Annotated in this window: 13 protein-coding genes; 7 read left to right on the forward strand and 6 right to left on the reverse strand. The window is 72.3% G+C overall.

The features are described 5' to 3' along the window. Window positions 1-41: 41 nt before the first annotated feature. On the reverse strand, window positions 42-3,188 hold the full coding sequence (locus OHA68_RS11585) for an ATP-binding protein (RefSeq protein WP_327107639.1): 3,147 nt from the start codon (window positions 3,186-3,188) through the stop codon (window positions 42-44). A 64-nt stretch (window positions 3,189-3,252) separates the two neighbouring features. Here OHA68_RS11585 and OHA68_RS11590 point away from each other — a divergent pair, with 64 nt between their 5' ends. From OHA68_RS11590 to OHA68_RS11605, 4 genes are all read left to right on the forward strand, one after another. Next, a complete protein-coding gene (locus OHA68_RS11590) occupies window positions 3,253-4,776 on the forward strand; it encodes an MFS transporter (protein ID WP_327107640.1) in 1,524 nt (507 codons plus the stop codon). Window positions 4,777-4,885: 109 nt separating this feature from the next. Continuing rightward, window positions 4,886-6,388, forward strand: a complete 1,503-nt coding sequence (locus OHA68_RS11595) for a sugar ABC transporter ATP-binding protein (protein WP_327107641.1) — start codon at window positions 4,886-4,888, stop codon at window positions 6,386-6,388. Then, window positions 6,378-7,340: an ABC transporter permease gene (locus OHA68_RS11600; protein ID WP_327107642.1), complete on the forward strand. Its 963-nt coding sequence runs from the start codon at window positions 6,378-6,380 to the stop codon at window positions 7,338-7,340. The genes OHA68_RS11595 and OHA68_RS11600 overlap by 11 nt, the downstream gene beginning before the upstream one ends. Before the next feature lie 7 nt (window positions 7,341-7,347). Then, a complete protein-coding gene (locus tag OHA68_RS11605) occupies window positions 7,348-8,298 on the forward strand; it encodes a D-ribose ABC transporter substrate-binding protein (protein ID WP_327107643.1) in 951 nt (316 codons plus the stop codon). On the opposite strand, the gene OHA68_RS11610 is transcribed toward OHA68_RS11605, so the two are convergent. Continuing rightward, complete coding sequence (locus OHA68_RS11610; RefSeq protein ID WP_327107644.1) at window positions 8,295-9,104, reverse strand: DUF1206 domain-containing protein; 810 nt, start codon at window positions 9,102-9,104, stop codon at window positions 8,295-8,297. The genes OHA68_RS11605 and OHA68_RS11610 overlap by 4 nt on opposite strands. A gap of 193 nt (window positions 9,105-9,297) precedes the next feature. Here OHA68_RS11610 and ctaD point away from each other — a divergent pair, with 193 nt between their 5' ends. Next, window positions 9,298-10,932: an aa3-type cytochrome oxidase subunit I gene (ctaD, locus tag OHA68_RS11615; RefSeq protein WP_327109491.1), complete on the forward strand. Its 1,635-nt coding sequence runs from the start codon at window positions 9,298-9,300 to the stop codon at window positions 10,930-10,932. A gap of 74 nt (window positions 10,933-11,006) precedes the next feature. Continuing rightward, window positions 11,007-11,234 (forward strand): hypothetical protein, encoded by a 228-nt coding sequence (locus OHA68_RS11620; RefSeq protein ID WP_327107645.1) that lies wholly within the window; start codon window positions 11,007-11,009, stop codon window positions 11,232-11,234. Between the two features lie 3 nt (window positions 11,235-11,237). Here OHA68_RS11620 and OHA68_RS11625 read toward each other — a convergent pair whose 3' ends face one another. The 4 genes from OHA68_RS11625 to OHA68_RS11640 form a co-directional block, all read right to left on the reverse strand. After that, window positions 11,238-12,032, reverse strand: coding sequence for a hypothetical protein (locus OHA68_RS11625; protein ID WP_189137865.1), 795 nt, complete (start codon window positions 12,030-12,032; stop codon window positions 11,238-11,240). Between the two features lie 70 nt (window positions 12,033-12,102). Beyond that, the gene (locus tag OHA68_RS11630) at window positions 12,103-12,585 is read right to left on the reverse strand and encodes a metallophosphoesterase family protein (RefSeq protein WP_327107646.1); all 483 of its coding nucleotides are present in this window, start codon (window positions 12,583-12,585) and stop codon (window positions 12,103-12,105) included. Between the two features lie 33 nt (window positions 12,586-12,618). Then, complete coding sequence (locus tag OHA68_RS11635; protein ID WP_327107647.1) at window positions 12,619-13,548, reverse strand: cytochrome c biogenesis CcdA family protein; 930 nt, start codon at window positions 13,546-13,548, stop codon at window positions 12,619-12,621. Window positions 13,549-13,550: 2 nt separating this feature from the next. Beyond that, window positions 13,551-14,192: a redoxin domain-containing protein gene (locus OHA68_RS11640; RefSeq protein ID WP_327107648.1), complete on the reverse strand. Its 642-nt coding sequence runs from the start codon at window positions 14,190-14,192 to the stop codon at window positions 13,551-13,553. A 142-nt stretch (window positions 14,193-14,334) separates the two neighbouring features. Here OHA68_RS11640 and OHA68_RS11645 point away from each other — a divergent pair, with 142 nt between their 5' ends. After that, on the forward strand, window positions 14,335-15,321 hold the full coding sequence (locus OHA68_RS11645) for an endonuclease/exonuclease/phosphatase family protein (RefSeq protein WP_327107649.1): 987 nt from the start codon (window positions 14,335-14,337) through the stop codon (window positions 15,319-15,321). Window positions 15,322-15,389 lie beyond the last annotated feature (68 nt).

Below are 15,389 nucleotides of genomic sequence, written 5' to 3' on the forward strand. Positions count from 1 at the left end.
TCCCCGCCAGAGGAGACGAGCCGTGACACGTCCGGTCGTGGTCAGCGGGCGACCGCGTACGCCTCCTCCGGGGACAGGCGCGCGCCCTGGGCGAAGGCGTCGGTGAACGCCTCCTCCCCCAGGTCGCGCCGGGCCGCCGTCTCGATCCGGTCGACGTCGCCGCGCTCGCCCTGCGGCAGCGGCGCGCCGGTGGAGCGTCGCGCCCGGTCGGCCGCGCCCAGCAGGACCGCGGCCTTACGCGCGTCGCCCGCGAGCGCCTCGGCCCCGGCCAGTCCCTCCAGCGCCAGCGCGAGGCCACGCGGGTCGCCGAACACCCGGGCCTCCTCGAACCCCTCCACGTGCAGCCGCCTGGCCTCGGCCGCCTGCCCGCGCAACTCGGCCACGAAACCGAGCTCGGCCATGAGCAGGGCGGTCGCGCCGTAGTGGTCGTACTCGCGGAACCAGTCGAGCACCTCGCGCAGGTGCCGTTCGGCCTCGTCCAGCAGGCCCTGCCTGCGGGCGCCGAGTGCGAGCCCGATCTGGGCGTACCGCTCGCCGGGGGTGAACGCCTGCTCGGCGGCGAGCCGTACGGCGCGCTCGTGCAGGTCACGGCCGCCGTCGAAGTCGCCGACCAGCAGCGCGATCCTGCCGAGCGCGGACATCCGGTCGGCGACCTCGCTCCACAGGCCGAGCTCCTCGGCCATCCGCAGGCCGGCGCGCAGCAGCCGGGCCGCCTCCGGGTAGTCGCCGCGGATCTCGGCGAGGACGCCCAGCGGGTAGCTGGTCTGGGACAGTCCCCAGTGGTCGCCCAGGCCGGTGAAGAGGGCGGCGCTCCGCTCGGCCCGCTCTCGCGCCGAGACCAGCTCGCCCCGCGCCAGCGCGGTGTTGGCCAGCGCGCACAGCACCGCGGCCTCGCCCCAGCGGTCGTCCAGCTCCCGGAACCCGTCCAGCGCCCGCGCCAGCAGGTCCTCGCCCAACGCCAGGTCGGCCGTGCCGTACCCGGCGTACCCGAGGAACCAGCGGGCCCGCGCCAGGGCGATCGGGTCCTCCAGGTCACGGTAGGCGGCGAGGGCCCGTTCGATGCGGGTGCGGCGGTCGTGGCCCTGGCCCCGGAGGAGCTCGACGCCGACCTGCCACACGCGGGCCTCGGCCAGCGGGCCGCGCACCTCCGCGAGCTCGTCCGCCGGCGGCGGCCACGGCTCGTCGACCCGGCCGCACACGGCCGCCAGCGCCGAGTGGGCCTCGTCGAGCCGTCCGCGCAGCACCCAGTACCAGGTCAGCGCGTTGACCAGGGACAACGCCCGGCTCCTGCGGGCGTGGCGGACAGCCCGGCGCAGGTTGCCGGCCTCGGCGTCCAGGCGGCTCAGCCAGTCGCACTGGTCGTGGCCGCGCAGCTCGGCGCGGTCGGCCAGGCGCCCGTAGTGGCGGACGTGACGGTCGCGTACGAGATCCTCCTCGCCCGCCTCGCGTAACCGCTCCCGGCTGTATTCGGCCACCGACTCCAGCAGCCGGTAGCGGGGGCCGTCGGTGACCGTCACCAGCGACCGGTCCGCCAGCCGGCCCAGCGCGTCGAGCACGTCGATCCCGTCGCCGCCGCAGATCTCCTCCGCCGCCTGGAGGGTGCAGCCGCCGGCGTGCACGGAAAGGCGTCTCAGCACCACCCGTTCCTGCTCCTCCAGCAGCTCCCAGCTCCAGTCGATCACCGCCCGGAGGGTCCGCTGCCGCGACGGCACGCCGCGCTGCCCGTTGCCGAGCAGCCGGAACCGGTCGTCCAGCCGGGCCGCGAGCTCCCGCAGCCCTAGCACGCCCACCCGGGTGGCGGCCAGCTCCAGCGCCAGCGGCAGCCCGTCGAGCCGGCGGCAGATCTCCGTCACGACGGGCTCATCCTCCGGCGTGGGCACGAAACCGGGCGTCGCGGCGACGGCTCGCGTCACGAACAGCCGCACGGCGGACGGGAGCGCCAGCGGGGCGACGGGGAGCACCACCTCGCCGGGGAGGCCGAGCCGTTCGCGGCTGGTGGTCACCAGGCTCAGGCCCGGAGCCGATCGCAGCAGGTGAGCGGCGAGCTCGGCGACGTCGGCGATCAGGTGTTCGCAGTTGTCCAGCACGAGCAGCAGCCGCTTGGCCGCCAGCGCGGCGGCGAGCCGGTCCGGTGGGTCCAGCGGCTCGGCGAGGGTCAGGAGGCCGGGGGCGTCGTCGCGGATGTCCAGCACCCGCATGACCTGCGCGGCGAGCACGGCCGTGCCCCCGCGCGGGTCGAGGGAGGCCAGCTCGACCAGCCGGACGCCGTCGGCGAAGTCGTGGGCCATCCCGGCGGCGGCCTCGACCGCGAGCCGGGTCTTGCCGACGCCGCCGGGGCCGGTGAGCGTCACCAGCCGCCTGCCCGCCACCGAGGAGCGTACGTCCTTGACGTCGTCGTCCCGGCCGATGAGGTCGGTGACCTGGGCCGGGAGGTTGTCGCGCCGCGCGGTGGGGATGAGTCCGCGGTCCTGCCGCAGGATGGCCGTGTAGAGCTCGGCCAGCTCCGGGGAGGGATCGACGCCGAGCTCGGCGACCAGCCGGTCGCGCAGCTCCTGATAGCCGGCGAGCGCCTCGCTCTGCCGCCCGGCGGCGTAGAGGGCCCGCATGCGCACGCCGTGCAGGCGCTCGCGGAGGGGATGGCGGGTGACCAGGCCGGCCAGCTCGGCGGCCACCTCGGCGTGCTCGCCGAGCGCCAGCCGGGCCAGCGCTCGCTCCTCCAGCACGAGCAGCCGCTCCTCCTCCAGCCGTGCGGCGGCGCTCCTGGCGAACGGCTCCTCCGCGAATCCGTCGAACGCGGGACCGCGCCACAGCGTGAGGGCCTCACCGAACAGCCGGGCGCGTACGCGCGGGTCCTCGCTCCGGCGGGCGCGCCCGGCCAGCGCCTCGAACCGGCCGGCGTCCACCGCCTCGGGCTCGGTCAGCAGCTGATAGCCGCCCGGCTGCTTGACCACCAGTCCGGCGGCCCCGAGCGACCCGCGCAGCCGCGAGACCTTGGTGTGCAGCGCCGCCGAGGGGGTCGCCGGCAGTTCCTCCCCCCACAGGTCCCGGACCAGCCGGTGAACGGGGACGGGATGCCCGGCGTGCGCGAGCAGGTCGGCCAGCAGGAGGCGGACCTTCGCCTCACCGATGGCGACGTCCTCCCCCTCGGCCGTCCACACCCGCAACGGGCCGAGCACCCCGAATCGCATACCGCCACGTTACCGACAGACGACCGACCGGAAACCGAGAGCCGGCCGGGTCAGGCTCGGCCCCATGACGATGAACTCTTCACGCGCCGGGCGGCGGGAGTGGGCCGGCCTGGCCGTCCTCGCGCTGCCCACCGTGCTCCTCGCCCTCGACCTGAGCGTGCTGCATCTGGCGGTCCCGCACCTGAGCGCGGACCTCGCCCCCAGCGGCACCGAGCTGCTGTGGATCCTCGACGTGTACGGCTTCATGATCGCGGGATTCTTGGTGACCATGGGATGGGTGGGCGACCGGATCGGCCGGCGCCGCCTGCTGATGATCGGCGCCGCCGCCTTCGGGCTGGCGTCGGCGCTGGCGGCGTACTCCACCGGACCGGCCATGTTGATCGCCTCCAGGGCACTGCTCGGCGTGGCGGGGGCGACGCTGATGCCCTCGACGCTGGCGCTGCTCGGCACCATGTTCAAGGATCCACGGCAGCGGGCGATGGCCGTGGGCGTGTGGATGACCTCCTTCATGGGTGGCAGCGCGATCGGCCCGCTGGTCGGCGGCGTGCTGCTGGAGCGCTTCTGGTGGGGGTCGGCGTTCCTCATCGGGGTGCCGGTGATGGCGCTGCTGCTCGTCGCCGCCCCGCTGCTGCTTCCCGAGCAGCGCGATCCCCAGCCGGGCGGCATCGACGTGGTCAGCGTGGCCCTGTCGCTGGCCGCGCTGCTGCCCGTCGTCTACGGGCTCAAGGAGCTGGCCAAGGACGGCCCGGCGCCCTTGGCACTGGCCGCCCTGGTGGCCGGCGCGCTGTTCGGCGTCTGGTTCGTCCGGCGCCAGCGCACGCTGGCCGTGCCGCTGGTGGACCTGCGGCTGTTCGGCCAGCGCGGGTTCACTGCGGCACTGGTGATCATGCTGCTGGCGTTGGTCACCACCGGTGGCGGGTTCATGATGGTCGCCCAGTACCTGCAGCTCGTCGCCGGGCTGTCCGCGCTGGAGGCCGGGGTCTGGCTGCTGCCGGCCACGCTGCTGACGATCGCCGGCTCGCTGCTCGCGCCGAAGCTGGCCGGCCGGATGCCGATGGGACGCCTCATCGGAGCCGGGCTGGCGCTCGCGGCCGTCGGCTATCTGCTGCTCGCCCTGGTGGACGGCTCGCCGCTCCTGGCGGTCGCGGGCATGGCGATGGCCTTCTTCGGCGTCGCGCCCATGATGGTGCTGGGCACCGACCTGGTCATGGGCTCGGCGCCGCCGGAGAAGGCCGGCGCGGCGTCGGCCCTGTCGGAGACCAGCGGCGAGCTCGGCGTCGCGCTGGGGGTCGGGCTGCTGGGCAGCGTCGGCACGGCCGTCTACCGGGCGCTCGTCACCGTGCCGGACGGGGTGCCCGGCGAGGCCGCCGCCGCTGCCCGTGACACCCTGCCCGCCGCCTTGGCCACCGCCACGGAACTGCCCGAAGGCTCCGGGGCCGTGCTGCTGGAGTCGGCGCATGCGGCTTTCACCACCGGGCTGAACGTGGTCGGGGTGGTGAGCGCCGTCATCGTGCTGAGCCTGGCCGCCCTCGCCCGCACCGCCTTCCGCGACCGTGACACCGCCCCGGCGGAGCCCTCGCGAGCCTGACGGATCGGGGCGGAGGTGCGGGCCGTGCGTACGCGGGCAGGTGACCTCCGGTCGTTCTACCTGCGCCTTTGATGATTCGCCGGTCGTGCGGCCGGAAAGGACCACGGGGGTGAGCGAGCCGATACTCCGGGCCGAGGGCCTGCGCAAGGGCTTCCCCGGCGTACAGGCCCTGGACGGGGTGGATCTGAGCCTGCGTCCCGGCGAGGTGCACGTACTGCTGGGTGAGAACGGCGCGGGCAAGAGCACGCTGATCAAGATGCTGTCCGGCGCCTACCGCCCTGACGAGGGCCGGGTGCTGATGGACGGCCGCCAGGTGGACATCCGCACGGCCGGGGACGCCCAGCGGCTCGGCATCTCCACCATTTACCAGGAGTTCAACCTGGTGCCCGAGCTGAGCGTGGCGGAGAACCTGTCGCTGGGCCGGCCGCCGCGCAGGTTCGGGCTGATCGACAAGGGCGCCATGGTCCGGCAGGCGCGAGAGCTCCTGGCCCGGGTGGAGGTGGACGTCGATCCGCGCACTCCGGTCGCCAGGCTGGGCATCGCCCGGATGCAGATGGTGGAGATCGCCAAGGCGCTGGCGCTGAACGCCCGGGTGCTGATCATGGACGAGCCGACGGCGGTGCTCACCACCAGCGAGGTCGACAAGCTCTTCGTCCTCGTCCGGCAGCTCCGGGACGAGGGCGTGGCGGTCGCGTTCATCACCCATCACCTGGAGGAGATCGCCGCGATCGGCGACCGGGTGACGGTGCTGCGCGACGGCCGTTCGGTGGCCGAGGTGCCGGCCGACACCGCCCAGGACGAGCTGGTACGGCTCATGGTCGGCCGCCCGATCGACCAGCAGTTCCCGCGCCGCCCGGCCGAGCTGGGCGAGCCCCTGCTCAAGGTGACCGGGCTGAGCCGCCGGGGCGCGTTCGACGACGTCTCGTTCGAGGTGCGCGCCGGTGAGGTGGTGGGCATCTCCGGGCTGGTGGGCGCGGGCCGCACCGAGGTGGCCAGGGCGGTCTTCGGCGCCGACCGCTACGACTCGGGTGAGGTCACCGTACGGGGGCGTCGGCTGCCGCCGCACGACGTGCACGCCGCCATGGAGTCGGGGCTCGGGCTGGTGCCGGAGGACCGCAAGGGGCAGGGCCTGGTGCTGACCGCCGACATCGGCGAGAACCTGGGCCTGGTCACCCTGCGCGACGCCACCCGCGCCGGTTTCGTGGACCGCAGGGGGCAGCGCACGGCGGCGGCGAAGGTGGCCGACCAGCTCGCCATCCGGATGACCGGTCTGAACCAGGAGGTCCGCACCCTGTCCGGCGGCAACCAGCAGAAGGTGGTCATCGGCAAGTGGCTGGTCGCCGACGCGCACGTGCTCATTCTCGACGAGCCGACCCGCGGCATCGACGTGGGGGCGAAGGTCGAGATCTACCAGCTCGTCAACGAGCTCACCGACTCCGGGCGCGCGGTGCTGATGATCTCCAGCGATCTGCCGGAGATCCTCGGGATGAGCGACCGGATCCTGGTCATGGCGCGCGGCCGGCTCGTCGGCGAGCTGGCCGCGGGCGAGGCCACGCAGGACGACGTGATGGCGCTGGCGGTCACCGAAGTGGAGGGCAGTCGTGCCCGGTAACGTGCTCGCCCGCCGCTCCCCGGCGGCCGCCTGGCTCGCCGAGAACGGCGCGGTCGCCGCGCTCGTCGTGCTGGTGGTGGCGCTGTCGCTGCTGTCGTCGGACTTCCTCAGCCTGACCAACCTGCTCAACGTGGGGGTGCAGGCGGCCGTCACCGCGATCCTCGCCTTCGGCTCGACGTTCGTCATCGTCACCGGCGGCATCGACCTGTCGGTCGGCTCGGTCGCGGCGCTCTCGGCGATCACCCTGGCCTGGACGGCCACGGACGCGGGGGTGGCCTGGCCGGTGGCCGTGGTGGTGTCGCTGGCGGTCGGCGTGGTGGCCGGGCTGGTCAACGCCTCGCTCATCGCGTACGGGAAGCTGCCGCCGTTCATCGCCACGCTGGCCATGCTCGGCATCGCCCGCGGCCTGGCGCTGGTCATCTCGCAGGGCAGCCCGATCGCGATGCCGGAAGCCGTGTCCGCCCTGGGCGGCAACCTCGGCCGCTACCTGCCGATCCCGGTGATCGTGATGGTGGTGATGGGCGTCATCGCCGCGGTGATACTCAACCGCACGTACGCGGGTCGCGCCATGTACGCGATCGGCGGCAACGAGGAGGCGGCCCGGCTGTCCGGCATCAAGGTCGACCGGCAACTGCTCATCACCTACGGGCTGTCGGGCGCCTTCGCTGCGGTCGCCGGCATCGTGCTGGCCAGCCGCCTGGCCTCCGCCCAGCCGCAAGCCGCCGCGGGCTACGAGCTCGACGCGATCGCGGCCGTGGTGATCGGCGGCGCGAGCCTGTCGGGCGGCAAGGGCAAGGCGCTCGGCACGTTCGTCGGCGCGCTCATCCTGGCCGTGCTGCGCAACGGGCTCAACCTGCTCTCCGTATCGGCTTTCTGGCAGCAGGTCGTGATCGGCGCGGTGATCGCGCTGGCGGTCCTGGTCGACACCCTGCGCCGCAGGGGAACGTACTAGAAGGGGGATGATCATCATGCGGACGCCCGCGATCGTCGTGGCAGGAGTGGCGCTGGCGCTGGGCCTGGCCGGGTGCGGCTCGGACGGTGGCTCGTCCGGCGGCGGGGAGCAGGCAGGCGTGAAGATCGGGATGTCGGTGTCGACGCTGAACAACCCGTTCTTCGTGCAGTTGCGCGACGGGGCGCAGGCGCAGGCCGCCAAGCTCGGCGCGGCGCTCACCGTCACCGACGCCCAGAACGACGCCTCCCAGCAGGTGAACCAGGTGCAGAACTTCACCAGCCAGGGCATGAAAGCGATCATCATCAACCCGGTCGACTCCAACGCGGCGGCGCCGGCCGTCACCCTGGCGGACCGTGCCGGCATCCCGGTGATCGCCGCCGACCGTGGCGTCACCGGCGCCCAGGTGGCCCAGACCGTGGCCTCCGACAACGTCGCCGGCGGCAAACTGGCCGCCGAGGAGCTGGCCGTGCAGCTGGGCGACAAGGGCCAGGTCATCGTCCTGCAGGGCACGCCGGGCACCTCGGCGTCCCGCGACCGTGGTCAGGGCTTCGAGCAGGGCATCAAGGCCTTCCCGAACATCAAGGTGGTGGCCAGGCAGCCGGCCGACTTCGACCGCACCAAGGGCCTGGACGTGATGACGAACCTGCTGCAGTCCCACCCGGACGTCACCGGCGTCTTCGCCGAGAACGACGAGATGGCGCTCGGCGCGATCAAGGCGCTCGGCGACCGGGCGGGGCAGCAGGTCAAGGTGGTCGGCTTCGACGGCACCCCGGACGGCCTGACCGCGATCCAGAACGGCACCCTGGCCGCCTCCATCGCCCAGCAGCCCAGGCTGCTCGGTCAGCAGGCCGTGGACGCGGCGGTGAAGGCGGCCGGCGGCGCGACCCTGGACAAGACGATGGCCGTGCCGGTGAAGGTGGCGACCAAGGAGAACGTCGCAGAGTTCCTGACGGCCTAGGTGCGGCGCCAGCGGGACTCGCCGAAGCAGTAGCCGGCGAACAGCATCAGCCCCACCGCCACCGCCACCAGCAGCCACGGGCCCGCCGGGGTCTCGGCGAACGCGTGCAGCGTCGCGTCGATGCCACCGGCCTTGTCCTTGTCGTGCGTGATCGCCGCCTGGACGACGAAGATCCCGGCGAGGCCCGCGATGGCGCCCCGGGCCGCATAGCCGGCCAGGCCGAGCTTCTCCATCACCGAGCGGGCCCGCGCGGACATCTGCCCGAGGTTGAGCTCCTCGCGGAACTTCTTGGCGACGCCCTGCCACACCCAGTAGACGCCCAGCGCGATGACGCCCAGGCCGACCGCGCCCACGATCCACTGCCCGGCGGGCAGGTCGAGCAGCTTGCCGGTGATGTCCTGGGACTTCTCGTCCTCGGAGGCGGCCCGGCCGGCCAGCAGCACGGTCAGCAACGTGCTGAAGATCAGCACGTACACGACGGACCTGGCGGCCGCCTCGACCCGGTCGAAGACCTCCTGGTGGCTGAAGATCGCCTCGGAGGCCTGCCACAACGCCAGCGCGGCGAAGCCCGCGACCATCACCCACAGCAGCACGGCCCCGAACGGCAGCTCGGCCACCGTGGTGATCGCGCCGCCCTTGTCCGCCTGCTCCCCCGCGCCGCCGCCGAGGGCGATCTGGATCGCCAGCACGCCGATCAGCGCGTACAGCACGCCTCGGCAGGCCAGTCCTACGCGGGCCAGCCGGTCGAGCATCGGGTGGTCGGCCGCCCGCCGCGCCGCGGCTCTCGCGCTCTGCGCAGTACTCACCGGTCCTCCAAAAGGGGTCGAGGGGAAAACCTTCTGTGCCCGGATTCGGGGCGGATAGGCACAACTGATCAGCGGACGAGTCATGGGCGTACGCAGAGATGACTGTGGGTAATCATGCGCGTACGTCTGGCGTACGAGAGGGAACCACGTGACGATCAAGAAGCCGTCGGACCGCGAGCAGCCGACCTCGCCGGTGGCTCCGGCCCGCAGCGACCGGACCGGAACGGTGATCGTCAACTGGCTGACGTCCACCGATCACAAGGTCATCGGCTACCTCTATCTGATCACCTCCTTCTCGTTCTTCCTCGTGGCCGGGCTGATGGCCATGGTCATCCGGGCGGAGCTGTGGCAGCCGGGCATGCAGCTGGTCAACCCGCAGCAGTACAACCAGCTGTTCACCATGCACGGCGCGGTCATGCTGCTGCTGTTCGCGACACCGCTGTTCGCCGGGTTCGCCAACGTGATCATGCCCTTGCAGATCGGCTCGCCCGACGTCGCCTTCCCCCGGCTCAACATGGTCAGCTACTGGCTGTTCCTGTTCGGCGGGCTGATGGCGGTGAGCGGGTTCTTCGTCAGCGGCGGCGCCGCCGACTACGGCTGGACCGCCTACACCCCGCTGTCCCACTCCACCTACAGCCCGCAGGTGGGCGGCGACCTGTGGATCATGGGACTGGTGCTGTCCGGGCTGGGCACCATCCTGGGCTCGGTCAACTTCTTCACCACGATCGTGTGCATGCGGGCGCCCGGCATGACCATGTTCCGGATGCCGATCTTCACCTGGAACGTGCTGCTGACCAGCATGCTCGTGCTGATGGCCTTTCCGGTGCTGGCCGCCGCGCTGCTGGCGCTGATGGCCGACCGCAAGTTCGGCACCCATGTCTTCGACGCCACCAACGGCGGGCCGATGCTGTGGCAGCACCTGTTCTGGTTCTTCGGCCACCCCGAGGTCTACATCATCGCGCTGCCGTTCTTCGGGATCGTCACCGAGGTGTTCCCGGTCTTCAGCCGTAAACCGATCTTCGGCTACATCGGCCTGGTGGGGGCCACGATCGCGATCGCCGGGCTGTCGATGACCGTCTGGGCGCACCACATGTTCCCCACCGGGCAGGTGCTGCTGCCGTTCTTCTCGTTCATGACGTTCCTCATCGCGGTGCCCACAGGGGTGAAGTTCTTCAACTGGGTCGGCACGATGTGGCGCGGGCACCTGTCGTTCGAGTCGCCGATGATGTTCGCGATCGGCTTCCTCATCACGTTCCTGCTGGGCGGGCTGACCGGGGTGATCCTCGGCTCGCCGCCGCTGGACTTCCACGTCCACGACTCCTACTTCGTGGTGGCGCACTTCCACTACGTCGTGTTCGGGACCGTGGTGTTCGCGATGTTCGCCGGCTTCTACTTCTGGTGGCCGAAGATGACCGGCCGAATGCTCGACGACCGCCTGGGCAAGATCCACTTCTGGATGCTGTTCATCGGCTTCCACACCACGTTCCTGATCCAGCACTGGCTCGGCATGCTGGGCTTCCCCCGCCGCTACGCCGACTACAGCGTCATCGACGGCTTCACCACGCTCAACCAGATCTCGTCCGTGGGGGCGTTCCTGCTCGGCGCCTCCACGCTGCCGTTCCTCTACAACGTGTGGAGGACGGCCAGGAAGGCGCCCAAGGTGACGGTGGACGACCCGTGGGGATTCGGCGGATCGCTCGAATGGGCGACCTCCTGCCCGCCGCCCCGGCACAACTTCTCCTTCATGCCGACGATCCGGTCCGAACGGCCGGCCTTCGACCTGCATCACCCGCACATGTCGCACCGGCGCGAAGAGATCGAGCCCTGACCGCATACTTTCGTCACTCGACCGCCTACGCAGGTCCGATCCGGATCAGGACCCCGCCGCCTAGCGTTTCGGTCATGCGCAAAGCCATCCAGTTCGCAGGCTTGGTCCTGGCTCTCCAGGGGTTCAGCGGAGCCATCGACCGTGTGTTCGTCCAGCCCGTCATGGGGATCGTCCTGAACTTCTTCAACCGGGTGATCATCCCGAGGGTGGACCTCCTGACCGGCCACGAACTCTTCGCGAACCTGGCGCTGGCGGCCCTGGGGGTGGTGCTGATCATCGCGGCGGAGCGGGCGCCCCGGTGACGCTCACACGGGCTGCCGGGGCGAGACGTCCAGGTGGTCGTGCAGGACGATCGGCGCCGACAGCATGGTGTGCCGCTCGCCCGCCCGCCCGACCAGCACCGGCCAGGTGCCGATGTTGCGGCAGCCCTCCGCCAGCGGGCGCAGCTTCTCAGGCGGGTCCAGAAGCGAGACGAACCGCCCGCCACGGGTGTGCACCACGCTGTGCGCGGAGACCAGCGTGTGCTTCCACACCTCCGCCCGCGCCGCACCCCGGCACGCGGTGGTGTTCGCCACCCGGACGGTGAGCCGGAAGAGCCGGGCCCGCAGCGGCTCGGCGCGGACCTCGACCCGGCCGCGCAGCTCCTCCCAGCCGCGCAGTACGGCCCCGGCCGGGCCGTCCGCGCCGATCAGCCACATGGCCTCCTGGTCCGCCGGTACGTCGATCTCCATCACCCGCGGCGCGCCGGCCAGCCGGCCGAGCTCCAGCCCTGACACCGCCTCCTCACGCTCCCGCGCCTCCTGGCCCGCGCGGTGCCGGGTGCCGTCGACGCTCAGCTCCGCCACCGGCTCCAGCTCGCCGCCGCGGGCCCGGGCCACCTCCCGGGTGATGACGTGCAGGAAACGTACGTGCACGTCCACGGTGTCGGCCGGACCGGCCTCGACCAGGCACTGGGTCTGCATCTGCCATGGACCGCCGGCGTGCGCGCCGCCGGCGGCCGGAGGGTGGAGGCCCCCGGGCGCCCACGGGTGCCGGTCCGGCGGCCAGGGCAGATGGCGTTCGTACAGCACGGCCTGCGCGATCCGCCGTACATGATCCATTTTGCGCCTGCCAGATCGTGTCCGAATGATTACTCTTCGTGACCTACCCGGACGATCGCCCATGAACCACTCAGGTCACGGGGACAATCCTGGCCTCGACGAGCACGCCGCGCTCGATGGTCAGCACCCCCACGGTGCCGTGCGGCTGACGGCGGCGGTCGGTCGGCGAGCCCGGATTGAAGATGCGCAACCCCTCGGCTGACTCGTCCAGCGGGATGTGCGAATGCCCGAACACCACCAGGTCCGCCTCGGGGAAGCGGCGGCGCATCCGGGCCGGCCTGCCCTTGGCCTGGCCGCTGTCGTGGATCATCGCCACCCGCAGGCCGTCCAGGGTCAGCTCCAAGGTCTCGGGCGCCACCACGTCCGGCCCGTCGTTGTTGCCCTTGACCACCTGGACCGGCGCGTACTCGGCCAACTCGCCGAGCACGGACGCCACGCACACGTCACCGGCGTGCAGAATGACGTCGGCGCCCCTGAGCTGCTCGGCCACCCGAGGCGGACAGGACTTCCAGTACCGGGGGGCATGCGTGTCCGACAGCGCCACCACTCTCACCCGGGCCCCCTACCCACCCGTGCAGCCGAGTCGTCAATCGCGCTCCCGGCCCGCTCGGGCCCGCCGCCGCCCGTTCAGCAGCAGCACGGCCAGCAGCACGGCGAGCACGAGCGCGATCCCACCGGGGCCGAACGCCTCCAGCCGGCCGGAGACGGCGCCCTGCGCCGCGGTCACCGCCGACACCAGGGGATCGGCGGTGTCACCGCCGTCGAAGACGCGCACCTCGTACCAGCCGTAGTAGGCGACGTACAAGCCGGCCGCGACGAGCAGCGCCCCGCTGAGCCGGGAGACGTGCGGCAGCACCCGCCGCAGTTTGGTCACGGCCGTCACACGTGCCAGCGCCACGGCCAGCGACAGCACCGTCACCACCAGGCCCATGCCGAGCGCGTACGCGACGAAGACCGCCAGCCCGCCGAGCAGCCCCGAGCCTGACAGGGAGGCCGAGATCACGGCCAGGAACGGGCCGATCGTGCACGACAGCGAGGCGACCGCGTACGTCAGGCCATACCCGTACAGGGCGGACACGGACATGGCCGGGCGGCCGGTGGCGAGCTTGGGCACCCGCACCAGCAGCGTCCGGTTCGCCAGCAGCCAGCCGCCCAGCCCGGTCAGGGCGAGGCCGATCACGATCGTGACCCACGGCAGGTAGCTCCCGATCGACACCGCGAGTGGGGTGACGACCAGTCCGAACAGGCCGAACACGGTGACGAAGCCGGCCGTCATCGAAGCGGACAGCAGCACGGCCCGGCCCACCGGCCCTCGCCACCACGTGGTCGCCGGCGCACTGTCGGACGGACCGGCGAGCGGACCGGCGGGCGGACCGGCGGGCGGACCGGCGGACGGACCGGCGGGCGGACCGGCGACCAGCATGGCGAGGTAGGCGGGCAGCATGGCGAACCCGCAGGGGTTGAACGCCGCCACCGTCCCCGCGGTGAGGGCCAGCACGATCGGCAGGTCCGACACGATCAACCCGCCTGGATCTTCGCGATCCGCGCCGCGAGGCCGTCGGCGCCGAGCGGGCCGGTGACCTTCTCGGTGCTGCCGTCCGCTTTCATGAAGACGAACACCGACTGCTGGGTGACGCCCAGCTTGGTCCAGACCGCACCCTTCCTGTCCGACAGGTGGACGAAACCGCCGGTGCCGGTGCTCCGCACGAACTCCTTCATCGCGGGCTCGGTGTCGAGCCCGGCGACGCCGACGAACCGCACGTCCTGATGCTTGCCGACGGCCGCCTTGACGGCGGGGGCGTCCGAACGGCACTTCGAGCACCACGGCGCCCAGAACCAGAAGACGACCGGCTTGCCCGCCAGCGTGCCGCCGTCGAACGGACGCCCGTCCAGCGTCCGCGCGCTGAACTTCAACGCGGCGGGCGTGGTCGCGGGTCGCGGGGAGGCCGCCGTCGGCTCCGGGGCGGCCGAGGTGGAGGTACCGGCAGGCGCCGCGCTGCCGGTCTCGGTGCTCGGTGCGCCGGGCGTCGCGGCGCCGTCGACCTCGGCGCTCGGTGCGGTGGGGGACGCCGCCCTGTCAGGCTCGGCGCTCGGTGTGCCGGTGCCGCAAGCGGCCACGAGCAGCGACACGGCCAGCGCGGCGATACCAGGTCTGATCACGCCGGTCAGCCTAGGCGAGCGCCCCGCGCGGAAACCTTACGAGCCGATGACGGCAACCGTGCGGACTCCGGTGACGTCGTTCATCCGGGCTGCGTCTACGCTCCAAGGAGCAAGGTCAGGATCGAACCGAACGGCGGCACGCGTGAGCATCACGGTCGAGGCTGGTCAGGAGGCGGACGGCGGGAAGGTCGCGCCACGACGCCGCAGGCACTGGCTGTCCTGGCTGATCGTCGTCTTCCTGGTGGGCTGGGCGGTCGTCCGGGTCACCGGGGCCGAGAGTGGATCGTTCCTCACCCAGTTGATGACGCTCACCCCGTACAGCCCCGTGCCGGCGTTGCTGGTCGCCGTCGCGCTGATCAGGCGCGACCGCCGGGCCGCGATCGTCGCCCTGGCGGCCTGCGTGACGCTGGCGGCCACCGTGCTGCCCAGGGCGTTCGCGGCGGGCGAGCCGGCCACCGGCGGCACGTCGTTCAAGGTGCTGACCATCAACCTGTTCGGGCGCGCGGACGCGCGGGCCGTGGTCGAGCTGGTGCGGCGGCTGCAGCCGGACGTGTTCAGCGCGCTGGAGCTCAACTACGCGCAGGTCGCCGCGCTGGACGCGGCCGGGCTGCCCGCGCTGCTGCCGCACCGCGTGCTGCTCGACGAGCGCGGCGCTTCCGGCAGCGGCCTGTACGGCAGGCACCCGCTCAGGGAACTGCACGGCCTCTTCACGCCCATCGGGCACAACATGCCGGCCGCCGAGGTGTCGCTGCCGTCCGGGGTCAAGGTGGAGGTGGTCGCCGTCCACCCCAACCCGCCGCTGGGCAGGATGGTCGAGGAATGGAACGCTTCACTGGCCGCCCTCCCGCCGCCCACGACGGGCCCGATCCGGGTGCTGGCCGGCGACTTCAACGCCAGTCTCGACCACCGGGCCATGCGCGACCTGCTGGCCAAGGGCTATCACGACGCCGCCCGCCAGGTGGGCCAGGCGCTGACCCCGACCTGGCCGAACGTGCGCGTCATGCCGCCGTTCATCACCATCGACCACGTCCTGGCCGACCGGCGGGCCGGCGTGCGCGCCGTCGAGGTGCTGGACGTGCCGGGCACCGACCATCGAGGGGTCTTCGCCGAGCTGCGCCTGCCCTCATGAGCGCGGGCCGCGCTTTTTAAGCACAGGCGCCGGAGCGGCGGCTCGATTACCATCGCAGACATGACCTG

The sequence above is a fragment of the Nonomuraea glycinis genome, from assembly GCF_035920485.1.
GTDB lineage: Bacteria > Actinomycetota > Actinomycetes > Streptosporangiales > Streptosporangiaceae > Nonomuraea > Nonomuraea glycinis.